Raw genomic sequence first — 22,295 nt, forward strand, 5'->3', positions numbered from 1 at the left:
CATCGAACAATAAGCATCACTCCCTGCAACACCATGACGCAAACCGCCACCATCATCGAAATCGGCGCTGAAGACATTCCGCTGCACTGCCCGACCGCCAACACCCCGGCATGGAACTACCATCCGCGCGTGTTCCTCGACGTGGCAGACACCGGCGAGGCCAAGTGCCCCTACTGCGGTACCGTCTACAAGCTCAAGCCGGGCACCGTGCTGAAGGGCCACCACTGACCCGAGCCGCCCGCATTCGCACGATCCTGACGCTCCGGGCCGCTTGCAGGCGCCCCGGAGCGTCGGCGTTGCCGGCATCCGCGCCGGCGTGCCGGCTCCAAGCGCCCCGCCCATGAAGAAAGCCCTCGTCATCGCCCCCAACTGGATCGGCGACGCCCTGATGGCGCAGCCGCTCTTTGCGCTGCTCAAGGCGCGCCATCCGCGCCTGGTCATCGACGCACTCGCGCCCAAGTGGGTCGCGCCCGTGCTCGCGCGCATGCCGGAGATCGGCCGCGTGTTCCCGTCCGACCTCGCGCACGGCAAGCTGCAGCTGTCGGCACGGCTGATGTTCGCGCAGCAGCTCAAGAACGAAGGCTACGACCTCGCCTACGTGCTGCCGAACTCGCTCAAGTCGGCACTGGTCCCCTGGCTGGCCGGCATCCCGCTGCGCATCGGCTACCGCGGCGAAGCCCGCTTCGGCCTGCTCAACGTGCGCCACGCCAACCCGCCGCGCGACAAGCGCCCGCCGATGGTGGAGCACTACGCCCGCCTGGCGCTCAGGCCCGGCGCGCGCCTGCCCGAAGACCTGCCAGAGCCGCGCCTGCGCGTCGACCCGACGCGCATGGCGGCCACCGCCGAGCGCTTTGGCATCGCCCCGCACACGCGCGTGATCGCGTTCTGCCCGGGTGCCGAGTTCGGCCCGGCCAAGCGCTGGCCGGCCGGGCATTTCGCCAGGCTCGCGCAGATGCTGCGGCGCTCCTACCCGTATGCGCAGATGATCACGCTGGGCTCGGCCAAGGACGCCGAGATCGCCGCCGAGATCGTCAGCGAGGCCCCGTTCGTGCGCAATCTGTGCGGCCAGACCTCGCTGGATGACGCCGTGGACCTGCTGGCGCTGTCCGAGGCCGCGGTCTGCAACGACTCCGGCCTGATGCACGTCACCGCGGCGCTGAGCCGGCCCCAGGTGGCGGTGTTCGGCTCGAGCGACCCGCGCCACACGCCGCCGCTGTCACAGGCAGCGAGTATCATGTGGCTGCAGCTGGAGTGCAGTCCCTGCTTCAAGCGCGAGTGCCCGCTGGGCCACCTGCGCTGCCTGAAAGAGATCGAACCTGAAATGGTGTTCGTCGAGCTGCGCAAGCTGCTGCACCGGCCCTGACTTCACTGCCCTCGCCACTTCTACTGCCACCATGCCTCGCTTTGCCCGCCTGTTCGATTCCGCCGAAGACATTGTCGAAGCCTTTCGCGAAGCCCTGAAGCTGCGCGACGCCGACGGCGCGCTGCGCCTGTGGCTGGACGAAGACTCGATCACCTGCGTGCTGCCCGACGGCCAGCGCCTGATCGGCCACGAACAGCTGCGCCAGGCCTTCCTGCAACTGCTGGAAGAACAGCCGGTGCTGGTCGATGCGATCGAGACCAGCAGTCATGCGTCGATGGCCGTGTCGATCTTCGACGTGACCGAGGCACTGCGCTTCGGCAACGACCGCGTCGAGGCCGACCTGTACGTGCACACCACCTATGTGCTGATGCAGAACCACGAAGGCTGGCGCCTGGCACATATCCACTGCAGCCCGGCCAACGCGGTGCAGGTTGCCGCCGTGGCCGCCGCGCCGGGGCAGGCGCTGCATTAAGAATCCGTCTGGTTCTAAACCCGCACGGCCGCGCCGCGGCCTGCTGCAACACCACGCCGGCATGACGCAGCTTCCGCACCACAGCCTTCCCCAGGCCGTCCACGCCCAGGCTGATCCCGCCACGGCACCCGGCCATGGCTACGGCGACGGCGTGCCGATGCCCTGGTGGCTGCGCGGCGGCCATGCCCAGACCATCATCCCCGCGCGCTTCACGCGCCGCCTGCCGCGCGTGAGCTTTCGCCGCGAGCGCTGGGACACCCCCGACCAGGACTTCATCGACCTCGACTGGACCACCCACCCGGTGCGCCCGGACACGCCGCTGGTGGTGATGTTCCACGGCCTGGAGGGCGATTCCGGCAGCCATTACGCGCAGGCGCTGATGCATGCGCTGTCCCTGCGCGGCTGGCAGGGCGTGATCCCGCATTTCCGCGGCTGCTCGGGCGAGCTAAACCTGGCGCCGCGCTTCTACCACTCGGGCGATTCGGCCGAGATCCGCTGGGTGCTGGAGCGCATGCGCCAGCGCCATTGCGCCAACGGGCGCAAGCTGCTGGTGGTGGGGATCTCGCTGGGCGGCAACGCGCTGCTGCGCTTCCTGGGCGAAGACGGCACCAGCGCCGGCCACGTGCATGCGGCCGCGGCGATCTCCGCGCCGCTGGACCTGGCTGCCGGCGGCGCGGCGCTGTCGGCCGGCTTCAACCTGGTCTACACGCGCATGTTCCTGCAGACGCTCAAGCGCAAGTCGCTGGCCAAGCTGGGGCAGTTCCCGGGGCTGTTCGACCGCGACACGATGCTGGCCAGCCGCGACCTGTACGCCTTCGACAACGTCGTCACCGCGCCGCTGCACGGCTATGTCGATACCGACGACTACTGGCGCCGCGCCGCCAGCAAACCCGTGCTGCGCGACATCGCCGTGCCTACGCTGGTGCTCAATGCGCGCAACGATCCCTTCCTGCCGGCCCGGCACCTGCCCGGCCCGGCCGACGCCAGTCCGCAGGTATGGCTGGAACAGCCCGAGCACGGCGGCCATGTCGGCTTCATGACCCCGCCCGAGGGCTGGCGCCGGCACCTGCCCCTGCTGCCCGACGGGCGCTTCAGCGGCGACATCGAATGGCTGCCGGCACGGATCCTGAGATTTTTTGACAGCATGATGTAGGGCGGGCGCAGCGGTACGATAAGCCACCAGCCCGCCGAGGAGACAGACATGGACGAGATCGTCAGGCAAGCCATGGCACGCTGGCCCAACGTGCCCAATGCCTACGGCTGGCTGGCGCTGGACCGCCGCGGCCAGTGGCGCCTGCGCAATGAATACGCCCAGCAGCACGGGCTGTCGGGCGACCCCATCCGCCATGAAGCGCTGATCGGCTTTATCGAACGCAACTACCTGTGCGACGAGCGCGGCGCCTGGTACTTCCAGAACGGCCCGCAGCGGGTGTTCGTATCGCTGGGCTATGCGCCGTGGGTCGTGCGGCTGCATGAAGGCGCGTTGCGCACGACCACGCAGCAGGCCTTCACGCTGCAGGCCTGCTACGCCGACGAGCACGGCAACGTGGTGTTGGCCGGCACGGTCGAGGGCATGGCGCAAGGCAGCCCGCCGGCACAGCAGGCCGCCCTGCTGCACGACCACGACCTGGAACTGTTCAGCGGCGCCAGCACCTGGCATGGCGAAGCCTGCGGCACCGACCTGGGCGTATTCCACCACGATGGCCGCGACATCCCGATCGAGCCGATTGCCGAGAGCGAGGTGCCCAAGCGCTTTGGCTTCGTGCGCCAGCCGGCGCCGCCGGCTGGCTGAACGCCTGCCTCAGTTAGGCATGCCCTTGCTGTCCTGCTTGTCCTCGCGGTACTGGCGCTCCAGCTGGTGCAGGCGCGCATCGACCTCGGACAGCGTGTAGAAGTCCCCGTCGCCAGCCTTGCGCGCGATCTGCAGCTGCTCGATCGCGGCCTGGTAAGCGCCGTCCATCGCATACTTCTCGGCCAGCGCTTGGTGCTGCTGCAAGCGCTTGCCCTGGCCCGCGTAGGCGCGCGCCAGCAGCTCCCACCATTCGCTGCGGCTGGTCTCCTGGCGCGTGCGTTCGCGCAGGAAGCGCACGGCCTCTTCATAGCGGCCTGAGCCGACCAGGGTATCGGCATAGGCAATCGCCACCGCATGCGACAGCGGGAACGCCTTCATCGACGCGCTGGCCTGGGACAGCGCCTCGGGCACGCGGCCCTGGGCGCGCGCCAGTTCCACCGCCATCACGTCCAGCATGGGGCTGCCCGAGGTGGCGCCGGGAATATTGCCGTAGAGACGGCGCGCCTCGGCCAGCTCCTGTTCTGCGGCCGGGTAGCGGCCCAGCCGCTGCTCGGTGAAGGCAAGGCCGTAGTGCAGCGCCGGAGCGCGCAGTGCCGTTGCTCCCGGCAGTTGCGTGCGCAGCGCCGCGCGCAGGTTCTGCAGGTCGCTGGGCGACGATTCCTGGATCACGCGGGCCCGCATCCGCGCAAACTCGTATTCCGGCGTGTTGGCGACCTTGCGCTTGCTGGCATGGCTGACGCGATCCTGCATGTCGGCAATCCGCTCGGAGGTCAGCGGGTGAGTCCGCACATAAGACGGGACCGAGTTTTCCGCGGTCCCCGATGTGCGCTGCAGCCGCATGAAGAAATCGGGCATGCCCTGCGGGTCAAACCCCGCCGCGGTCAGGATCTGAAAGCCGACCCGGTCGGCCTCGCGTTCGGCGCCGCGCGAGAACGACAGCTGGTTGGCGATGGCCGCGCCCTGCCCGCCCATCGCCAGCGCCGCCGCCGCATCCGGGCTGCGCGTGGCGGCCAGGCCCGCCAGCACCATCGAGGCCAGCGCGATCCACATCGACTGGTCCTGCGAAGTGATGCCGCGCGCGATATGCCGCTGCATCACGTGGCCGATTTCATGGCCCAGCACCGAAGCCAGTTCCGATTCCGTATCGGACTGCACCAGCAGCCCGGTATGCACGCCGATATAGCCGCCCGGCAGCGCAAACGCGTTGATGCTGCGGTCACGCACCGCGAACAGGTCGAAGCCGGTGGCAAAGGTGCCCGCGCCGGTCGAACCGGAGATGCTCTGGCGCCGCGCCGCCTGCACCAGCCCGTAGCCCAGCGCGTTCAGGTAATCGGACAGCAGCGGATCCGGCACGTATAGCGGGTCGCGGCGGATATCGCGCATGATGCGGTCGCCCAGGCGCTTTTCCATGTCGGGCGACAGCGACGCCGTGGACGGGTCGCCCAGGTCCGGCAGTTGCACGCCGCCGGCCTCCACCACCGCGTTGTTGGTGCGCAGGCCGAACTCGGACTTCTGGCCCGCCTTCACGCTGCGGTTCAGGTTGTCATAGACCTGGTCGCTGGCCTCGCCGGAGATGGCGGGCACCGGCTGCGGGGGCCTCGCCGCGGGCGTGGCCGCCACCGGCGTGGCTGGCGCCGTGGTCGTGCGCGGCGTACCCTGAGGCCAGGCCGGCGCCGCGAACGTCAGCGCCAGCAGCGCCGCCAGCGGCCGCCGCCATGGCGTCCATGCGCCGCCAGCGCGGCAATTGCCGGCGCCTGCGCGATGTGACGCAGAGCCGGCGGGAACAGCGTCCGCCACGGCGCCGGGGCCGCGTGCGGCAGACCTGCGAAGCGATGGTTGTTTTGGCATGTTGCTATGATAGCGGCCTCCCGTGGCCGTTCCCATCGGATGCTTCCCAGGACGCCGGCGGCCACCAGCACGCAGTTCGCACTGAAGCTCTCGATCATGACCCAGCTCACCCATTTCGATACCGCCGGACAAGCCCACATGGTCGACGTCGGCGACAAGGCCAGCACCCACCGCGTCGCCGTGGCCACCGGCACCATCACCATGCAGCCCGCCACCTTCGCGCTGGTGCGCGACGGCAGCGCCAAGAAAGGCGACGTGATCGGCATCGCCCGCGTGGCAGCGATCATGGCCACCAAGCGCACCGCCGACCTGATCCCGCTATGCCACCCGATCGGCCTGACCAAGGTGGCGGTCGAGTTCGCACTGGACGAGGCCACGGCCACCGTCGCCTGCACCGTGCGCACCGAAACCCGCGGCCAGACCGGCGTGGAGATGGAAGCGCTGACCGGCGTGCAGGTGGCGCTGCTGACGATCTACGACATGTGCAAGGCAGTGGACCGCGGCATGGTGATCGGCAATGTGAAGCTGCTGGAAAAGCATGGGGGCAAGTCGGGGGATTGGGTGGCGGCCGGCTGACCTCCACGTGACGCCTGCAACACGTGCCGTGATGGGCTGTGTCACGACGTCTTACGCCAACGTCGTTCCCCGGTAATAAAGGTAACGCCGCATTTCCAACCGCGCCGCTGTGGCGCCGGCACGGGACAATTTGGTATTCAATATGATTGCAGGCCCTCGCTGGTTGCGGCCTGCTGACCCTGTCCGTGGCGTGCCATGCGGTGCGCGCGGGGATGAGGTGGATACCATGAACGGGCGCATGCTCTGCCAGATCGCCCTGGCACTGGCGGCCACGGCCGCAAGCGGCGCCGCCCTCGCCGGGCGGGCCGATCTCCACGATGCCGCTTTACACGATAGCGACGCACGCGGCGGCTTTATCAAGACGCGCACAAGCGTAGGCGTGGGCCTCTATTTCGGGCCTGGCGTGTTCTACGGCGGCTACCCGTATGGCTACCCCGCCCCGTACTACTACCCGCCCGCAGTGGTCACCGCACCCGCGGCGCCTCCGCAGTACATCGAACAGGGACCGAACGGCCCCGTGCCGGTCCCCGGCCCGGACGGCGTAGCGCCGCAGCAGGGCTGGTGGTACCACTGCAACCAGCCCGAAGGCTACTACCCCTATGTGCAGTCCTGCCCCGGCGGCTGGCAGCGCATACCGGCACAGCCGCCGGCCAACTCCTGATGCGGGGTGACACCATGCATGCCCTGACCCGCGCCACGCTGGCCGTGGCCACCCTGACCCTCGGCGCCTGCGCCGTGATGCCTGCCGGCCCCAGCGTGATGGTGCTGCCGGGCACCGGCAAGAGCTTCGACCAGTTCCGCGCCGACGACTACAACTGCCGCCAGTTCGCCTTCGGGCGGGTGGGCGGCGTCTCATCCTCGCAGGCCGCCAACAATGCCGCCGTCGGCAGCGCAGTGGTCGGCACCGCGCTGGGCGCAGCGGCGGGCGCGGCCTTTAATGGCGGTTCGGGTGCGGCGGTGGGTGCAGGCGTCGGCCTGCTGACTGGTGCGGCGGTCGGCGCGGGCAATGCCCAGTACGCGGGTTACGGCACGCAACAGCAATACGATGCCGCCTACGTACAGTGCATGTACGCCAGCGGCAACCGCGTGCCGGCTCCCGGACGCGTCGCCGCTGCGCCGCCGGCACCACGGTACTACTACTATCCGCCGCCTCCGCCACCGGTCTATTACAGCCCGTATCCGTACTACTAGGTCAGTCCCGGCGCCATTCGGAATACCGACGCGAACGGTCGCCGACCCATGCGCAGAATGCCTGCGGGCGTTCGTCTGGCGTCAGATCGCGGCATGCCTTCGCAATCTCGGCGTATTGCGCGACTTCATCGCCAAGGTAGTACCAGCGCAGCCGTTCCATCCACTGGCGGCCTTGCGCAGGATCGCCGGTCAGCGCCAGCAGCCATGCGGTGCGCGCGATCATGGTCGGCGTAGGCAGCAGGTGGACGGCGGCGATGTGGGCGGGCAACAACTCCGCCGCATTGGCCAGCGTAATGGTGGCCAGGCCGGCAGCGTCGGCCTGCGCGTGCTGGCGGAACCAGAAGCGCGGCATCGGCAAGGCATTGCGGCCTTCGCCGCTGGCGTATTCGCGGGCTTCGGCGCGGCGGTAGTCTTGCCACATGGTGGCCAGCACGATCGCGGCTACCACGACAAACGCGATCGCCAGCCCACGTGCCACTGGCATCGGCACACGCCACCGCCCGAAGCCCGACGGCTCCAGCCAACCGAGCATGAAGCAGAACGGCAGGAAGAAATAGAGGTAATGCAGCGGGTATTCGAGCATCGAATGCGCACACAGCATCGCCAGCCAGGTAAGAACCAGCACGGTCTGCTTGCGCTCTTCGCCATCGCCGTGCCACAGGCGAACGCGAACCACGCGCCATAGCCAGGCCAGCAGGATCAGGCCGACGCCTGCGGCACCGATGATGCCCGTCTTCGCAAGCAGGTCGAGAATGGCGTTGTGGGCGTGCAGGGACATCTCCACCTTCACGCCGACTTGCTGCAACTGCTGGAATTGCGCCCAGCCGAACTCGCCCCAGCCGACGCCGAACCAGGGGTGGGAGCGGAACATTGCCAGCGCATGCGTCCATAGTGCTCCGCGTGCGGACATCTGGTCTTCGGCTTCGAGTTGGGCGATGGTGTCGAACAGGCGCCAGTCGAAGGCTTGCCCTGCCGCGCGGATTGCGGGTTGCAGGAACAGTAGCATTGCCACCATCGCTACTGCTGCGACGAGCAGACCGACTGGTCGCTGCATTGGATCCGAGTCACGTCGAGCGCCTCGCGCCAGCCACGCCGCGGCCAGCGCGTAGAAGGCAGCCAGGCCAACATGCAGCACGCCGGTGCGCGAGCCGGAAAGCACGATGCCGCTTTCCAGCAAGGCCACGGCGGCGAGCCACATCGGGAAGCGCAAGCGGCCACGGGAGGCCAGCCACACTGACGCCACCAACGCCAGGCCTTCAACGGTGGCCTGGTGGTTGGGTTGGTTCAGGTTGCCCCAGAGGCGGCGGTTGTTGTCGTAGAAGTAGGAGGAGACGAGGCCGAAAGTGCGGGGCTCGAAGTGGAAAAGCTGCACCCACTGCGTCACGGTGCCGAGCAGCCCGGCAATCAGGAACGCAGTTGCGAGGGCATCGCCGATAGCCGGAGTTGATGCTGCCGATGCATTTCGGTACGTCCGTGCAGCGCATGTCACTGCCGCGCCAAGGACAAGCGTGAGGACGGTGACGAGGCGGCTGCCGGTGATATCAGGGTTGCCGGCAGCGCCGAGTACAAGGCTGACGGCGACTAGCCAGACGAGCAGCAGCGATACCCACGGCATCGACACGGAAGGCGATGCCATGGGCTGTCGAACTGCATGGGCCCCGAGGAGGGCGAGCGCGCAGAGCGCGGCTGTCCATTCGCCATAGAACGTCGCAAGCGGCAGAGTGTGCCGGGAGACTAGCAGCGGGATCACGATTGCTGCGATGAAGGCAGCCGACGGGGAGGTCCTGGACGGCGGCATTGAGGCGCCTATTTAGCGGAAAGGCGCATGATAGCTTGGCGACCTGACAAAGAAAAAGCGCCCGTAGGCGCTTTTCGTAATACCTAAATCGTCAGGCGTATGCGCCCTCGACTATCACTAGCAACCTGCCGGCTTGTACGCGGCAGCCATAACGGTGGTAGAGCACGTGTAGAGCCCTGTTGCCGAACGATCGAGTTGAATAGTAGCACCAGCGCCCAGGCGACCAGGAGTCTTGATCGCACACTTGATGGCGGGGCTAATAGCAGCGGTAGGGTCGGGATTCGCGGGAATAGTAATCACGCAGTTCCCGGTCCCAGCTGCCGAGGTATCCAAGCCCGAACGTGCTGCGACGTTGGCAAGGTCACTTTCAACGATGGCGAGCTCATAGCCCGTCTTACCCGCAGCAATGTCAGCGTACGCGGCCGACGCTTTCGACTTTGCTACATAGTCTTGATACGCGGGAATCGCAATAGCTGCCAAAATACCAATGATCGCAACCACGATCATCAGTTCGATCAGCGTAAAGCCCTTCTGGACACGACGGCCCAGTTTCTTCAGTTGTACCCGTTGCATGATTTGACCCCTCGAAGAGATTTTGGTTAAGCGTTGCACGTCTTCGGTTTCGTGACGCGGGGACTATTGAGCAGTAAGCGTGCCAGCAGCATCCCCCATCCGTAGGGGGCAAGAAGCGACAAATTTCGTCACCCGTCAGGGGGATGCTTGCCGGATGCGCCAAAATTTGTCACTTGTGCCCGCTACCACCGCACGAAGCGACAAAATGTGCGATCACTCACATGAGTTAGTTGGCCAAGGCACCGACGACCCGCCTTGCCGGCGCACCAATGAAAAAGGGCGGCCAGCTGGCCGCCCTTCTCGCCTGGGCGGAACCTCGTCAGGCGGTCTGTGCCGACCGGCGGCTCAGCAGCTTGCCCATGATCACCACCAGGATCGCGCCGGCGGCGCCGAATACCAGGTGGGCGTGCGGCACGTGGACTTCGAACCAGGCCGCGTCGACCGGGTCGCTGACCAGCATTTCACCGGCCAGGTAGCCCAGCAGCGCTGCGCCCAGCACGATGATGACCGGGAAGCGCTCCATGACCTTGAGCAGCAGCGTGCTGCCGAACACGATCAGCGGGATCGACAGGCCCAGGCCGATGATCAGCAGCATCAGCTGGCTGCCCTCGGGGCCCTTCTGTGCAGCGGCGGCCACGGCCACTACGTTGTCGAGCGACATCACCAGGTCCGCGATCAGGATGGTGCGGATGGCGGCCCAGATATTGTCCTTGCCGTCGTGGCCTTCCTCGTCGTCATCGCCGGTCAGCAGTTGCACGCCGATGTAGACCAGCAACACCGCGCCCACGATCTTCAGGTACGGCAGGCTCAGCAGCTTGACCGCGGCCACGGTCAGCACCACGCGCATGATGATGGCGGCGGCACTGCCCCAGAAGATGGCTTTCTTCTGCTGGGCGGGCGGCAGGTTGCGCGAGGCGAGCGCGATCACCACCGCGTTGTCGCCGGACAGGACGATATTGGTCAGGATGATCGATCCCAACGCAATCCAGAATGTGGTGGAAGACAGCAGTTCCACGGGAGGGCTCCTCGAATTTTATAGGTGGCACACCCGTCATCTGACGGGATTTCGGATGTCTCGAAACACGGACATGACTGTTTACCGCACGAACCTTTCGATTAGATTTCAATTTTGTAATGTTTCGTGCCGGAAGCCACGCCGAAACCGTCCTCCAGAATGACAATGCCCCCGCGCGGGCGGGGGCATTGTCTGGTTCGTCATTCCAGCGCTCGCTGGAATGGCGAGGTACGACTTACAGCATTGCCTTCAGCAGGCGGCCCATCTCCGACGGGTTCTTGGTCACCTTGATACCGCAGGCTTCCATGATTTCCAGCTTGGCCTGGGCGGTATCGGCACCGCCCGAGATCAGCGCACCGGCGTGGCCCATGCGCTTGCCCGGAGGCGCGGTCACGCCAGCGATGAAGCCAACCACCGGCTTCTTCATGTTTTCCTTGATCCAGTAAGCCGCGTTGGCTTCGTCCGGACCGCCGATCTCACCGATCATGACCACGGCGTCCGTTTCCGGATCGTCGTTGAACATCTTCATCACGTCGATGTGCTTCAGGCCGTTGATGGGGTCGCCACCGATGCCGACAGCCGACGACTGGCCCAGGCCCAGCGCGGTCAACTGGCCCACGGCTTCGTACGTCAGCGTGCCCGAGCGCGACACCACGCCGATGCGGCCCTTCTTGTGGATGTGACCCGGCATGATGCCGATCTTGATTTCGTCCGGCGTGATCAGGCCCGGGCAGTTCGGTCCCAGCAGCAGGGTCTTCTTCTTCTCGCGGCGCATGCGGTCCTTGACTTCCATCATGTCGCGCACGGGGATGCCTTCGGTGATGCAGACCACCAGGTCCAGGTCGGCCTCAACGGCTTCCCAGATCGCGGCAGCGGCGCCTGCGGGCGGCACGTAGATGACCGACACGGTGGCGCCGGTCTGGGCCTTGGCGTCCTTGACGCTGGCGTAGATGGGAATGCCTTCGAAGTCTTCACCGGCCTTCTTCGGGTTCACGCCCGCGACGAAGCAGTTCTTGCCGTTGGCGTAGTCGCGGCAGCCACGGGTGTGGAACTGGCCGGTCTTGCCGGTGATGCCCTGGGTGATGACCTTGGTGTCTTTGTTGATCAGAATCGACATGCTGTAATCCTTTGCTTGGCTACGAGCGGCGCGCGCGAGGGCGCATCAAAGCGCCTGCGCACCGCCCGCGTTCGCGTATGGTTGCGTTCGTGCGACGGCTTACTTGCCAGCGGCAGCGGCCACCACCTTCTGGGCGGCTTCTTCCATCGTGTCGGCCGAGATGATGGGCAGGCCCGAGTCGGCCAGCATCTTCTTGCCGAGGTCTTCGTTGGTGCCCTTCATGCGCACGACCAGCGGCACCGTCAGGTGCACGGCCTTGGACGCGGAGATCACGCCTTCGGCGATCACGTCGCAACGCATGATGCCGCCGAAGATGTTGACCAGGATGGCCTCCACGTTCGGGTTGCTCAGCATCAGCTTGAAGGCTTCGGTCACCTTCTCGGTGGTGGCACCGCCGCCCACGTCGAGGAAGTTGGCCGGCTCGCCGCCGAACAGCTTGATGGTGTCCATGGTGGCCATGGCCAGGCCGGCGCCGTTCACCAGGCAGCCGATGTTGCCGTCCAGCGAGATGTAGGCCAGGTCGAACTTCGAGGCTTCGATTTCGTTGGCGTCTTCTTCATCCAGGTCGCGGTAGGCAACGATTTCCGGGTGACGGAACAGCGCGTTCGAGTCGAAGTTGAACTTGGCGTCCAGCGCGATAACCTTGCCGTCGCCGGTCAGGATCAGCGGGTTGATTTCAGCCAGCGAAGCGTCGGTTTCATAGAACGCCTTGTACAGGCCTTGCAGCGCCTGGCGGGCTTGCGCCACGCTCGCGTCGGGCACGCCGATCTTGCGGGCGATGTCGTCGGCTTCAGCGTCGGTCAGGCCGACCGACGGCTCGATGATCAGGGTGTGGATCTTTTCCGGGCTGTGGGCAGCGACTTCTTCGATGTCCATGCCGCCTTCGCTCGAGGCCATCAGCGCGACCTTCTGCGAAACACGGTCCACCACCAGCGAAACGTACAGTTCCTTCTTGATGTCGGCGCCTTCTTCGATCAGCAGGCGGTTGACCTTCTTGCCTTCCGGGCCGGTCTGGTGCGTGACCAGCTGCATGCCCAGGATGTTCGAAGCGTAGGTCTTGACGTCGTCGATGCTCTTGGCAACCTTCACGCCGCCGCCCTTGCCGCGGCCACCCGCATGAATCTGAGCCTTGACGACCCACACCGGGCCGCCGAGCGTTTCTGCGGCCTTCAGGGCCTCGTCAACCGAGAACGCGGGGATGCCGCGCGGAACCGGCACATTGTATTTGCGCAGGATTTCCTTGCCTTGATACTCATGGATATTCATGCGTGTTTCCTTTCGGGTAGGCGTAAAAGGTAGAAGGGAAGAATCTGAAAGAAGACGAACTCTCTCGTCAGGCTGGCCAATCCTGAGAATCAGCCGGAGGTGCCGGTCGGCCGCTCGGCCGGGACAGCGTCGTTGCCATCATTGCCGCGGTCGCCATTGGCCGCGGGCGGCGCCTGAGGCGCAGTTGCGACGGCAGGTGCTGCCTCGGCCCGTACCTTGGGCGTCGGCTGGTGACCATACCAGCGCGGGTAAAACTGACGAACCACCTCGCCATCGAAACGCAGGGCGTGGCAGCCGTTCAACTGATAGGGCGGCTCCGGATTCGGGTCGTCCTCGCCGTTGTCGCGGATATTGATGACTTCACCGGCAAAAGCCTGGATCGCCGTGCTGGGCAGCACGCCAGCGGCCTCGGTCAGGTGTGAGCAACCATGCATGCCGCCCAGGCGCTCGCGCACAGCCTTGCGAAAGCCCTTGCGCAGGTTCAGGCCGATCAGCTTGCGGTAAGCCGGGCCGATCGTGTCGCAATGGGATGGATACGGCACCCAGTCCGAGCAGGCCTCGGCATCCAGCACCGTCATTTCCTCATTGATCGTGACGCGCAGCCACAGGTCGTGCAGGGGCTGGCCTACCGGGCGGACGCGGTCGCCGGCCAGTTCGATGTCGCGAGGCTTGGTGTCGGTCAGGCGCACCTCGATATCCCACAAGCCGTCCTCTCTCTGGTACGCCTCGGCCGAAATGGCGCGACGGTGACGCTGGGAGCGGTTGACGGGCTGGGACAGAGGCATGGCCAGGCTGGAAATACGGGGGCTGGGGAACGGCGGTGCCGGAGCACCGAAAACCGGGGGAGTTTAACATGCCGCGCCGCTTTGGCCGGGAACATCCTTGTGCAGCAACTGTCGCAGCGGGATTGTCGGCCGACCATGGCGCATCAGGCCTCGCCATCGTCGTCGCCGTAGTCTTCGTCCGCACCCTGGATGATCTTGCTGACGACCGAACGCGAAAACCCGCGCGCCACCATGAAGCGGATCTGCTTGGCCCGCGCTTCGGACGTGTCCGGCGGGGTGCCGAAGCGCTTGCGCCAGACCTCACGGGCGCGCGCCACTTCCCTGGCGCGCAGCCGCTCCTGCAGATCACCCAGCTGCTCGCTGCCAAGCTTGTGGGTCTTGGCCTCCTGCATCACGCGCGCGGTGCCGTAGCGGGCGCCGCGGCGGTGCACAAGGCTGTCGGCAAAGCGCTGGTTCGACAGCCAGTTCTCGCGCTCCAGCGCGTCCAGCAACTGCTCCAGCTGCTCGGCCGACTCGGCATGCGGCGCCAGCTTGCGCGCCAGTTCGGCACGGCTGTGCTCGCGGCGCGATAGGTAGCCGACGGCGCGGGCCTTCAGCGAAAGCGGGGGGCGGGTTGCCATGGGTTACAGGAATCTGTGGATGGATGGATCCGCGCCAAGCAAAAAGGCCGGGGCATCGGCGATGCCCCGGCCTTCCGGATGGCGCAATGGCCGCTGGCGCCGTCAGTCTTCGACCGCTACCGGCGTGGCAGCCGCCGCAGTGGGGTTCATGGCCACCACGCCCAGCGCCGCGCGCACCTTATTTTCGATCTCGTCGGCGATGTCCGGGTTCTCGCGCAGGTATTCGCGCGCGTTGTCCTTGCCCTGGCCGATCTTGTCGCCGTTGTAGCTGTACCAGGCGCCGGACTTCTCAACGATCTTGGCGTCCACGCCCAGGTCGATGATCTCGCCCTGGCGCGAAATACCCTGGCCATACAGGATGTCGAAGAAGGCTTCGCGGAACGGCGGCGAGACCTTGTTCTTGACCACCTTGACCTTGGTCTCGTTGCCGATCACGTCGTCGCCCTTCTTGATCGAGCCGATGCGGCGGATATCCAGGCGCACCGAGGCGTAGAACTTCAGCGCGTTGCCGCCGGTGGTGGTTTCCGGCGAGCCGAACATCACGCCGATCTTCATGCGGATCTGGTTGATGAAGATCACCAGGCAGTTGGTGCGCTTGATAGTGCCAGTCAGCTTGCGCAGCGCCTGGCTCATCAGGCGGGCCTGCAGGCCCGGCAGCGAATCGCCCATTTCGCCTTCGATTTCGGCCTTGGGCACCAGCGCGGCCACTGAGTCGATCACGATCAGGTCGATCGAGCCCGAGCGCACCAGCGCGTCGGTGATTTCCAGCGCCTGCTCGCCGGTGTCCGGCTGCGAGATCAGCAGGTCGCCGACGTTGACGCCCAGCTTGTTGGCGTAGCTGACGTCCAGCGCGTGCTCAGCGTCGATAAAGGCGCAGGTGCCGCCCAGCTTCTGCATCTCGGCCACGACCTGCAGCGTCAGCGTGGTCTTGCCCGAGGATTCCGGACCATAGATCTCGACCACGCGGCCGCGCGGCAGGCCGCCGACGCCAAGCGCGATGTCCAGGCCGAGCGAACCGGTGGATACCACCTGGATGTCCTTCTCGACCTCGCCGTCGCCCAGGCGCATGATCGAGCCCTTGCCGAACTGCTTCTCGATCTGGGAGAGCGCGGCGGCAAGCGCCTTCTGCTTCTCGGCGCTCACGCCGGCACCTGCCTTCTTGTCGTCCATGGTCGTCCTTGAATCAATGGTGTATAAATAGGCCGCATGTGGCGCGGCACCGGCATTTTCCGGCTCCAGCGCCGGCCCGGCTGTCTGCGCGGCCGCTCTCCAGGGGGTCTCCCCGGGCAGCCCCAGCGGAACGTGCGGGTACTGTATAAAAAAACAGTATGCTTGGCAAGCCCCATCGCGCCCCCTTGTGCTCACTGCGCAGCCGGCGCCGGCTATGCCGGCCACGGTGGAGACAACCATGCGCATTCTGATCGCCGAAGATGACGACGTGCTGGCCGACGGCCTGACGCGCTCGCTACGCCACTCGGGCTATGCCGTCGACCACGTCACGAACGGCCTGGAAGCCGATTCCGCGCTGTCGACCCAGACCTTCGACCTGCTGATCCTGGACCTGGGCCTGCCGCGTATGTCCGGGCTGGAAGTGCTCAAGCGCCTGCGCGCGCGCGGCGCGATGTTGCCGGTGCTGATCCTGACCGCTGCCGACAGCGTCGACGAGCGCGTCAAGGGCCTGGACCTGGGCGCCGACGACTATATGGCCAAGCCCTTTGCCCTGTCCGAGCTTGAAGCGCGCGTGCGCGCGCTGGTGCGGCGCGGCGCCGGCGGCGGCGCCACGCTGATGCGGCACGGGCCGCTGGCCTACGACCAGGTCGGACGTATCGCCTATCTCAACGAGCAGATGCTGGACCTGTCCGCGCGCGAGATCGGATTGCTGGAGATCCTGCTGACACGCAGCGGCCGCCTGGTATCGAAAGAGCAGCTGGTGGACCACCTGTGCGAGTGGGGCGAGGAAGTCAGCAACAACGCGATCGAGGTCTACGTGCACCGGCTGCGCAAGAAGATCGAAGTCGGCGGCATCCGCATCGCCACCGTACGCGGGCTTGGCTACTGCCTGGAGAAATTCCAGCCGGCGGTGGCCGCGCACCACTGACCCCCGCCCGACGCCACCGCAGGCCAAGCGACCGACCTGAGCGCAAACCGCCGAGATGAGCCTGCTGCGACTGCCCTGGCGACGCGCGCCCCGCGCCGCGCCACCCCCTCCTTCCGCCGCCCCGGCCCCGGACGCCGCCGACCAGGACCTGGCCGACGCGCTGCCGCACCTCGAGGAAAGCACCGCGCATCCGTCGCCGCGCTCATTGTTCGGCGAGATCCTCGACTGGATGCTGGCGCCGCTGCTGCTGCTCTGGCCGATGAGCATCGCGGTGACCTACCTGGTGGCCAAGTCGATCGCCAACGGGCCCTTCGACCGCGCGCTGGAAGCCAGCGCCATCGTGCTGTCGCAGCAGGTGCGCGAGGTCAACGGGCGCATCACGCTGCAGTTGCCGCTGTCGGCGCGCGAGATCCTGCGCGCCGACGAGACCGACAACATCTACTACCAGGTGGTCGGCAAGCGCGGCGAATACATCGCCGGCGACCACGACCTGCCGCTGCCGTCCGAGGAGGACCAGGGCCACGCGGGCCTGGTGTCCCTGCGCGATGACCGCGTGGCCGGCAACGACGTGCGCGTGGCCTACACCTATATCGACCTGAAGCAGGTCAGCGGCACCCAGCCGGTGCTGGTGCAGGTGGCCGAGACCCTGGACAAGCGCGCGCGCCTGGCCAACGAGATCATCAAGGGGGTGATCCTGCCGCAGTTCGTGATCCTGCCGCTGGCGGTGGTGCTGGTCTGGTTCGGGCTGTCGCGCGGGCTGGCTCCGCTGACCGCGATCCAGCAGCGCATCCGCGCGCGCAACCCCGGCGATACCAGCCCGATCGACGAACGCGCCGCGCCGCAGGAAATCACGCCGCTGGTGGGTTCGTTCAACGACCTGCTGGCGCGCCTGGACCAGTCGGTGCAGACCCAGAAGCGCTTTATCGCCGATGCCGCGCACCAGATGAAGACGCCGCTGGCGGGCCTGCGCATGCAGGCCGAGCTGGCGCAGCGCGAGCAGTCGCCGGAAGAGCTGCGGCGCTCGCTGGCGCAGATCGCCGGCAGCTCTGAGCGCACCGCGCACCTGGTCACGCAGCTGCTGTCGCTGGCGCGCATGGAAAACCTGGCGGGCACCGGCGGCATGGCCGCGCTGGACCTGGCGGCGCTCGCGCGCGAGGTGGTCAAGGACTGGCTGCCGCAGGCCTGGGCGCGCGACATCGACCTGGGCCTGGATGCCGACGAACATCCGGTGATGGTGCAGGGCAACCGCCTGATGCTGACCGAGATGCTGAACAACCTGCTCGACAACGCCATCCGCTACACGCCGCGCGGCGGGCACGCCACGGTGCGCGTCAGCGCCGATGCCTTCGAGCCGTTCGCCTACCTGGATGTCGAAGACACCGGCCCGGGCATTGCGCCGGCCGAGCGCGAGCGCGTGATGGAGCGCTTCTACCGCGTGCTCGGCACCAATACCGAAGGCAGCGGCCTGGGCCTGGCCATCGTGCGCGAGATCGTGCAGCAGCACGGCGGCGACGTCCAGATTTCCGACCACGTCTACCAGCAATCGCCACGGCTGGCCGGCGCGCATTTCCGCGTGACGCTGCGCCGGCCCGACTACCTCCCGCCCGCATGAACGACAGCCCCGCCCCCGACAGTGCCGAAGCCCGCCAGCGCCAGGCTTGGCGGCGCAACCTGCGCTGGATCTGCGGCCTGCTCGCGATCTGGTTCACCGTCACCTTCGTGGTGGCATGGTTTGCGCGCGACCTGCGCTTCGACTTCTTTGGCTGGCCGTTCTCGTTCTGGGTCGGCGCGCAAGGCGCGCTGGTGGTCTACGTGCTGATGGCCGCGCTCTATGCCTGGCGCATGAACCGCGCCGACGGCGAAGCCGACGCCGACAGCCTGGCCGCGCCCGCCCCTGCGCCTTCGCAGGGCGCCTCGCGCGGAACAGGCACCGATGCTGCATAGCCGCACCCCTGCAAAGCGCGCCATTCCGCCACACAAGCACATCGCCCCCCGCAGCGCAGCATCCAAACCCCCGCCCACGGCTAGCGTATACCCCGACGTTTTTTGACGATTCCGCGCCCGGGTATGTCAGAACGCAGTAAGTTTCGCCACCCACAATCCTCTGCAACTCAGGCATAGCGGCCAGCCGCGCGGTCTTTCCCGCGCCACGCCCACCCGAGATCCATTCCAGACGGAGGAGACAATATGGCAAACGTGCAAAACGTTGCGGTGCCCGGAGGGGGCGCGCAGAACGCACCGATGACAGCCGAAGAGCGCAAGGTGATCTTTGCCTCATCGCTGGGCACGGTGTTCGAGTGGTACGACTTTTATCTCTACGGCTCGCTGGCGGCAATCATTGCCAAGCAGTTCTTCGCCGGACTGGATCCCACCTCGGCCTTCATCTTCGCGCTGCTCGCATTCGCCGCCGGCTTTATCGTACGGCCGTTCGGCGCGCTGGTGTTCGGCCGCCTGGGCGACATGATCGGGCGCAAGTACACCTTCCTGGTGACGATCCTGCTCATGGGCCTGTCGACCTTCATCGTCGGCCTGCTGCCGGGCTACGCCACCATCGGCTGGGCCGCGCCGATCATCCTGATCGCACTGCGCATGCTGCAGGGCCTGGCGCTCGGCGGCGAGTACGGCGGTGCCGCCACCTACGTGGCCGAGCACGCACCGCACGGCAAGCGCGGCGCCTATACCTCGTGGATCCAGACCACGGCCACGCTGGGCCTGTTCCTGTCGCTGATCGTGATCCTGCTGTGCCGCGAAATGACCGGGCCCAACTTCGAGACCTGGGGCTGGCGCATCCCGTTCCTGGTGTCGATCCTGCTGCTGGGCGTGTCGGTGTATATCCGCCTGTCGATGAATGAATCGCCGGCGTTCCAGCGCATGAAGGCAGAGGGCAAGACCTCCAAGGCCCCGCTGACCGAGTCCTTCGGCCAGTGGCGCAACCTGAAGATCGTGATCCTGGCCCTGATCGGCCTGACCGCCGGCCAGGCCGTGGTCTGGTACACCGGCCAGTTCTATGCGCTGTTCTTCCTGACCCAGGTGCTCAAGGTCGATGCCAAGACGGCCAACCTGCTGATCGCCGGCGCACTGGTGCTCGGCACGCCGTTCTTCATCTTCTTCGGCTCGCTGTCGGACAAGATCGGCCGCAAGTGGATCATCATGGCGGGCTGCGCGCTGGCCGTGCTGACCTACTTCCCGCTGTTCAAGGCAATGACCCACTACGCCAACCCGGCGCTGGAGCGCGCCCAGCAGAGCGCCCAGATCGTGGTCACCGCCGACCCGAAGCAGTGCTCGTTCCAGGGCAGCCCGATCGCCCGCGAGATCGACTTCCGCAGCTCCTGCGACATCGTCAAGCGCACGCTGGCCCAGGCATCGGCCAGCTATGAAGTGGTCGAGGCCCCGGCCGGCACCGTGGCCACGGTCAAGATCGGCGACAAGGAGATTAAGGCCTTCAACGCGCAGCTGGTGAACGGCCACAGCTTCGACGACGCCAGCAAGAAGCAGATCGCGGCGTTCAAGAAGGAGGTGGGTGAATCGATGGCCTCCGCCGGCTACCCGACCAAGGCCGACCCGGCACAGATGAACACGATCATGGTGCTGGTGATCCTGGTCATCCTGGTCATCTACGTCACCATGGTGTACGGCCCGATCGCCGCCATGCTGGTGGAGATGTTCCCGACCCGTATCCGCTACACCTCGATGTCGCTGCCCTACCATATCGGCAACGGCTGGTTCGGCGGCCTGCTGCCCACCATCTCGTTTGCACTGGTGGCCCAGAACGGCAACATCTACTACGGGCTCTGGTATCCGATCATCATCGCAGCCCTCACCTTCGTGATCGGCGCGCTGTTCATCCGCGAGACCAAGGACGTGAACATCTACGCCAACGACTGAGCGGTCGTCCGGCACTAACGGAAACGGCGCGCCGCCCCCCCCCCCCCCCGGTTTTTTTATGCATGGGCCCTTCGTGCAAAATCTTCGCGGGAAGGTGTTGACAGCTTCGAAAGCCCAGGTATAATCTCAGTCTTCGTTGGCGAATTAGCTCAGTCGGTTAGAGCGACGGAATCATAATCCGCAGGTCCGGGGTTCGAGTCCCTGATTCGCCACCATCTATTTGAAAAGCCGCGATCCCGCATGGGTTCGCGGCTTTTTTCTTTGTCGCTGCCAGCTCGCGCAAGCGAGCCGCCCCTCATGGGCGGCCACAGACAACGCTTACCAGTAACGCACGCGCCCGGTATCGATGTGCACGAACTGGTCAGACTCATAGAAGCCGACGCCTCCACCCTGCAATGACTTGGCCGCGTCGCGCACGTCCGCCAGCGGCACGCCGGCCAGGCGGATGTCGATGGCCTTGCCGTCCATGTGCAGGCTGTGCCTGGCCACGCCGCCGCCGCGCGAGTTGCGCAGGCGCGAGTTGGTAGCCGGGCTGCGGTAGCCAGAGATGACCTGGAACGGCTGGTCGGTGCCAAGCTCGCGGCGGACCTGGAACAGCAGGTCGAACAGTTGCGGGTCGATCATGCCGACCTTGCCGGAGTAGTGGTCGCGCAGGAAGCCGTTGAGCGTAGTCAGCGCGTCGGGCACGAAGCGGTTGCCAACGGCATAGACCAAGGACACGCGTTCCCCGGTGTGGGTGTGGTCGAAAGCCAGCGTGCGGGCGTCCGGCAGGCCTGCCAGGGCCTGGTTTGCAGGCAGGCTTGCCAGCGCCTGGCGTGGTGCCAGCGGCATCAGGCCGGCGGCGAGGGCCAGGGTTCCGGTGGTATGAAGAAAGCGGCGGCGTGCCTTGCGCGTCGCATCAGTCATGGTACTACTTCCTCTGAATGTGCCAGTGGCGCCTCAGCGGGTGGTGCCGGAGGCGCTTGCAATAGCTGGTTGCTGGGGCCGTCCGTTGCGTTGCCGCAGTGCCTTGTCCAGCAATTTGTCGTGACCGTAAATGTCAGGCAAGAAGGATACACGACCATCGGCGCGCGCGATGACCGTGCCGTAGGCCAGCACCACCGGCAAGGACTGCTGCAGGCGCACCGTATTGGACTTGCCACGCGTCATCGCTTCGCGAATCCGGGTCTCGTTCCAGTCCGGCATATCGTGCAACACGAACTGGGCCAATGCTACTGGGGCTTCCACGCGGATGCAGCCGTGGCTGAAGTCGCGCCGGCCGCGCTTGAACAGCTGCGGCGACGGCGTGTGGTGCAGGTAGATGTTCTCGTTGTTGGGAAACACGAACTTGATATCGCCCAGCGCGTTCAGCGGGCCCGGCCGCTGGCGGATGCGCATGCGGCCGTTCAGTACTGCTTCGAGATTTTCCTCGGACAGCGTGGGCACGGCCTTGCCGTCGCCGGTGACGAACTCCAGGCCCTGCCGGTTGAAATAGGCCGGATCGCGGCGCAGGTGCGGCACGGTCTCGCGGCGCGCGATCGAGGGCGGAATGTTCCAGTACGGGCTGAACTCGATGTAGCGCATATCCTCCTCGAACAACGGCGTGCGCGTATCCAGTGCCTTGCCGACGATCACTTTCATCTCGAGCTTGATGTCGAGCTTGCCGTCGCGGATCTCATAGGCGCGCAGCATGAATTCCGGCACATTGACCACGATCATGCGCGGACCGTCCAGTGGCGTCCAGCGCAGCCGCTCCATGGTCAGTTCGATTTGCCGCACACGGCTGGCGATGGGCAGGTTGAGTTGTGCCAGCGTGGCCGCGCCGATCACGCCGTCGGCCTCCAGGCCGTGGCGCGACTGGAACGCCTTGACGCCGTCGACCAGGGCGCCTTCGTAGCGGGCCGGCACCTGGGTGCC

The 22,295-nt window shown here is 66.3% G+C and carries 23 protein-coding genes and 1 tRNA gene; 13 read left to right on the forward strand and 11 right to left on the reverse strand.

Going from position 1 to position 22,295, the window contains the following annotated elements; translation table 11 throughout:
* Positions 1 to 33 precede the first annotated feature (33 nt).
* From CF68_RS03630 to CF68_RS03650, 5 genes are all read left to right on the forward strand, one after another.
* On the forward strand, positions 34 to 228 hold the full coding sequence (locus CF68_RS03630) for a zinc-finger domain-containing protein (protein WP_010812205.1): 195 nt from the start codon (positions 34 to 36) through the stop codon (positions 226 to 228).
* Between the two features lie 112 nt (positions 229 to 340).
* Positions 341 to 1,363 carry a lipopolysaccharide heptosyltransferase II gene (waaF, locus tag CF68_RS03635; RefSeq protein ID WP_035816117.1) on the forward strand — a complete coding sequence of 341 codons (1,023 nt, stop codon included), beginning with the start codon at positions 341 to 343 and terminating at the stop codon, positions 1,361 to 1,363.
* A 31-nt stretch (positions 1,364 to 1,394) separates the two neighbouring features.
* Positions 1,395 to 1,835: a nuclear transport factor 2 family protein gene (locus tag CF68_RS03640; RefSeq protein ID WP_035816119.1), complete on the forward strand. Its 441-nt coding sequence runs from the start codon at positions 1,395 to 1,397 to the stop codon at positions 1,833 to 1,835.
* 61 nt (positions 1,836 to 1,896) lie between these two features.
* Positions 1,897 to 2,988, forward strand: coding sequence for a YheT family hydrolase (locus CF68_RS03645; protein ID WP_035816120.1), 1,092 nt, complete (start codon positions 1,897 to 1,899; stop codon positions 2,986 to 2,988).
* Between the two features lie 48 nt (positions 2,989 to 3,036).
* Entirely contained in the window at positions 3,037 to 3,627 is a 591-nt protein-coding gene (locus CF68_RS03650) for a DUF2946 family protein (RefSeq protein ID WP_035816123.1), read from the forward strand.
* Between the two features lie 9 nt (positions 3,628 to 3,636).
* On the opposite strand, the gene CF68_RS03655 is transcribed toward CF68_RS03650, so the two are convergent.
* A complete protein-coding gene (locus tag CF68_RS03655) occupies positions 3,637 to 5,475 on the reverse strand; it encodes a M48 family metalloprotease (protein ID WP_035816125.1) in 1,839 nt (612 codons plus the stop codon).
* Positions 5,476 to 5,571: 96 nt separating this feature from the next.
* Here CF68_RS03655 and moaC point away from each other — a divergent pair, with 96 nt between their 5' ends.
* The 3 genes from moaC (at position 5,572) to CF68_RS03670 (ending at position 7,242) form a co-directional block, all read left to right on the forward strand.
* Positions 5,572 to 6,051, forward strand: coding sequence for a cyclic pyranopterin monophosphate synthase MoaC (gene moaC, locus CF68_RS03660; protein ID WP_035816150.1), 480 nt, complete (start codon positions 5,572 to 5,574; stop codon positions 6,049 to 6,051).
* 226 nt (positions 6,052 to 6,277) lie between these two features.
* Positions 6,278 to 6,712 carry a hypothetical protein gene (locus tag CF68_RS03665; protein ID WP_035816127.1) on the forward strand — a complete coding sequence of 145 codons (435 nt, stop codon included), beginning with the start codon at positions 6,278 to 6,280 and terminating at the stop codon, positions 6,710 to 6,712.
* Between the two features lie 14 nt (positions 6,713 to 6,726).
* Complete coding sequence (locus CF68_RS03670; protein WP_035816152.1) at positions 6,727 to 7,242, forward strand: glycine zipper family protein; 516 nt, start codon at positions 6,727 to 6,729, stop codon at positions 7,240 to 7,242.
* A 1-nt stretch (position 7,243) separates the two neighbouring features.
* On the opposite strand, the gene CF68_RS03675 is transcribed toward CF68_RS03670, so the two are convergent.
* From CF68_RS03675 to recA, 8 genes are all read right to left on the reverse strand, one after another.
* Complete coding sequence (locus tag CF68_RS03675) at positions 7,244 to 9,040, reverse strand: PglL family O-oligosaccharyltransferase (RefSeq protein ID WP_035816129.1); 1,797 nt, start codon at positions 9,038 to 9,040, stop codon at positions 7,244 to 7,246.
* 117 nt (positions 9,041 to 9,157) lie between these two features.
* Positions 9,158 to 9,613, reverse strand: coding sequence for a pilin (locus tag CF68_RS39050; RefSeq protein ID WP_035816131.1), 456 nt, complete (start codon positions 9,611 to 9,613; stop codon positions 9,158 to 9,160).
* Positions 9,614 to 9,932: 319 nt separating this feature from the next.
* The gene (locus CF68_RS03685) at positions 9,933 to 10,628 is read right to left on the reverse strand and encodes a TerC family protein (RefSeq protein WP_035816132.1); all 696 of its coding nucleotides are present in this window, start codon (positions 10,626 to 10,628) and stop codon (positions 9,933 to 9,935) included.
* A 235-nt stretch (positions 10,629 to 10,863) separates the two neighbouring features.
* Positions 10,864 to 11,745: a succinate--CoA ligase subunit alpha gene (sucD, locus tag CF68_RS03690; RefSeq protein WP_035816133.1), complete on the reverse strand. Its 882-nt coding sequence runs from the start codon at positions 11,743 to 11,745 to the stop codon at positions 10,864 to 10,866.
* A 99-nt stretch (positions 11,746 to 11,844) separates the two neighbouring features.
* Positions 11,845 to 13,011 carry an ADP-forming succinate--CoA ligase subunit beta gene (gene sucC / locus CF68_RS03695; protein ID WP_013955623.1) on the reverse strand — a complete coding sequence of 389 codons (1,167 nt, stop codon included), beginning with the start codon at positions 13,009 to 13,011 and terminating at the stop codon, positions 11,845 to 11,847.
* An 89-nt stretch (positions 13,012 to 13,100) separates the two neighbouring features.
* Positions 13,101 to 13,796 (reverse strand): DUF2889 domain-containing protein, encoded by a 696-nt coding sequence (locus tag CF68_RS03700; protein ID WP_035816134.1) that lies wholly within the window; start codon positions 13,794 to 13,796, stop codon positions 13,101 to 13,103.
* 143 nt (positions 13,797 to 13,939) lie between these two features.
* Positions 13,940 to 14,416, reverse strand: a complete 477-nt coding sequence (recX, locus tag CF68_RS03705) for a recombination regulator RecX (protein ID WP_035816135.1) — start codon at positions 14,414 to 14,416, stop codon at positions 13,940 to 13,942.
* Between the two features lie 102 nt (positions 14,417 to 14,518).
* Positions 14,519 to 15,586, reverse strand: a complete 1,068-nt coding sequence (recA, locus tag CF68_RS03710) for a recombinase RecA (RefSeq protein WP_035816136.1) — start codon at positions 15,584 to 15,586, stop codon at positions 14,519 to 14,521.
* Positions 15,587 to 15,824: 238 nt separating this feature from the next.
* On the opposite strand from recA, the gene CF68_RS03715 reads away from it, so the two are divergent.
* The 5 genes from CF68_RS03715 to CF68_RS03735 all read left to right on the forward strand — a co-directional run bounded on the left by CF68_RS03715 (position 15,825) and on the right by CF68_RS03735 (position 20,614).
* A complete protein-coding gene (locus CF68_RS03715) occupies positions 15,825 to 16,514 on the forward strand; it encodes a response regulator transcription factor (protein WP_035816137.1) in 690 nt (229 codons plus the stop codon).
* A 55-nt stretch (positions 16,515 to 16,569) separates the two neighbouring features.
* A complete protein-coding gene (locus CF68_RS03720; RefSeq protein ID WP_035816139.1) occupies positions 16,570 to 18,126 on the forward strand; it encodes a sensor histidine kinase in 1,557 nt (518 codons plus the stop codon).
* Positions 18,123 to 18,458, forward strand: a complete 336-nt coding sequence (locus CF68_RS03725; RefSeq protein ID WP_010812225.1) for a DUF4212 domain-containing protein — start codon at positions 18,123 to 18,125, stop codon at positions 18,456 to 18,458. The genes CF68_RS03720 and CF68_RS03725 overlap by 4 nt, the downstream gene beginning before the upstream one ends.
* A gap of 243 nt (positions 18,459 to 18,701) precedes the next feature.
* Positions 18,702 to 20,399, forward strand: coding sequence for an MFS transporter (locus CF68_RS03730; protein ID WP_035816141.1), 1,698 nt, complete (start codon positions 18,702 to 18,704; stop codon positions 20,397 to 20,399).
* A gap of 138 nt (positions 20,400 to 20,537) precedes the next feature.
* Positions 20,538 to 20,614, forward strand: a tRNA-Met gene (locus tag CF68_RS03735).
* A 103-nt stretch (positions 20,615 to 20,717) separates the two neighbouring features.
* Here CF68_RS03735 and CF68_RS03740 read toward each other — a convergent pair.
* Together CF68_RS03740 and CF68_RS38000 are read right to left on the reverse strand one after the other, a co-directional pair.
* Positions 20,718 to 21,305, reverse strand: a complete 588-nt coding sequence (locus CF68_RS03740) for a DUF882 domain-containing protein (protein ID WP_035816143.1) — start codon at positions 21,303 to 21,305, stop codon at positions 20,718 to 20,720.
* A gap of 33 nt (positions 21,306 to 21,338) precedes the next feature.
* Positions 21,339 to 22,295, reverse strand: a 957-nt coding sequence (locus tag CF68_RS38000) for a murein L,D-transpeptidase (RefSeq protein WP_035816145.1), incomplete at its 5' end; no start/stop codon positions are given.

Source organism: Cupriavidus sp. SK-4, assembly GCF_000611125.1.
GTDB classification, from domain to species: domain Bacteria; phylum Pseudomonadota; class Gammaproteobacteria; order Burkholderiales; family Burkholderiaceae; genus Cupriavidus; species Cupriavidus necator.

Bases quoted from the DNA above. Each gene is read 5' to 3' on its own strand.
- recA (WP_035816136.1), bottom strand. From the start codon at position 15,586: ATGGACGACAAGAAGGCAGGTGCCGGCGTGAGCGCCGAGAAGCAGAAG.
- recX (WP_035816135.1), bottom strand. From the start codon at position 14,416: ATGGCAACCCGCCCCCCGCTTTCGCTGAAGGCCCGCGCCGTCGGCTAC.
- CF68_RS03730 (WP_035816141.1), top strand. From the start codon at position 18,702: ATGGCAAACGTGCAAAACGTTGCGGTGCCCGGAGGGGGCGCGCAGAAC.
- CF68_RS03720 (WP_035816139.1), top strand. From the start codon at position 16,570: ATGAGCCTGCTGCGACTGCCCTGGCGACGCGCGCCCCGCGCCGCGCCA.
- CF68_RS03700 (WP_035816134.1), bottom strand. From the start codon at position 13,796: ATGCCTCTGTCCCAGCCCGTCAACCGCTCCCAGCGTCACCGTCGCGCC.
- CF68_RS03650 (WP_035816123.1), top strand. From the start codon at position 3,037: ATGGACGAGATCGTCAGGCAAGCCATGGCACGCTGGCCCAACGTGCCC.
- CF68_RS03675 (WP_035816129.1), bottom strand. From the start codon at position 9,040: ATGCCGCCGTCCAGGACCTCCCCGTCGGCTGCCTTCATCGCAGCAATC.
- CF68_RS03740 (WP_035816143.1), bottom strand. From the start codon at position 21,305: ATGACTGATGCGACGCGCAAGGCACGCCGCCGCTTTCTTCATACCACC.
- CF68_RS03670 (WP_035816152.1), top strand. From the start codon at position 6,727: ATGCATGCCCTGACCCGCGCCACGCTGGCCGTGGCCACCCTGACCCTC.
- sucD (WP_035816133.1), bottom strand. From the start codon at position 11,745: ATGTCGATTCTGATCAACAAAGACACCAAGGTCATCACCCAGGGCATC.
- CF68_RS03715 (WP_035816137.1), top strand. From the start codon at position 15,825: ATGCGCATTCTGATCGCCGAAGATGACGACGTGCTGGCCGACGGCCTG.
- CF68_RS03640 (WP_035816119.1), top strand. From the start codon at position 1,395: ATGCCTCGCTTTGCCCGCCTGTTCGATTCCGCCGAAGACATTGTCGAA.
- moaC (WP_035816150.1), top strand. From the start codon at position 5,572: ATGACCCAGCTCACCCATTTCGATACCGCCGGACAAGCCCACATGGTC.
- CF68_RS39050 (WP_035816131.1), bottom strand. From the start codon at position 9,613: ATGCAACGGGTACAACTGAAGAAACTGGGCCGTCGTGTCCAGAAGGGC.
- CF68_RS03725 (WP_010812225.1), top strand. From the start codon at position 18,123: ATGAACGACAGCCCCGCCCCCGACAGTGCCGAAGCCCGCCAGCGCCAG.
- CF68_RS03665 (WP_035816127.1), top strand. From the start codon at position 6,278: ATGAACGGGCGCATGCTCTGCCAGATCGCCCTGGCACTGGCGGCCACG.
- waaF (WP_035816117.1), top strand. From the start codon at position 341: ATGAAGAAAGCCCTCGTCATCGCCCCCAACTGGATCGGCGACGCCCTG.
- CF68_RS03630 (WP_010812205.1), top strand. From the start codon at position 34: ATGACGCAAACCGCCACCATCATCGAAATCGGCGCTGAAGACATTCCG.
- CF68_RS03655 (WP_035816125.1), bottom strand. From the start codon at position 5,475: ATGCCAAAACAACCATCGCTTCGCAGGTCTGCCGCACGCGGCCCCGGC.
- sucC (WP_013955623.1), bottom strand. From the start codon at position 13,011: ATGAATATCCATGAGTATCAAGGCAAGGAAATCCTGCGCAAATACAAT.
- CF68_RS03645 (WP_035816120.1), top strand. From the start codon at position 1,897: ATGACGCAGCTTCCGCACCACAGCCTTCCCCAGGCCGTCCACGCCCAG.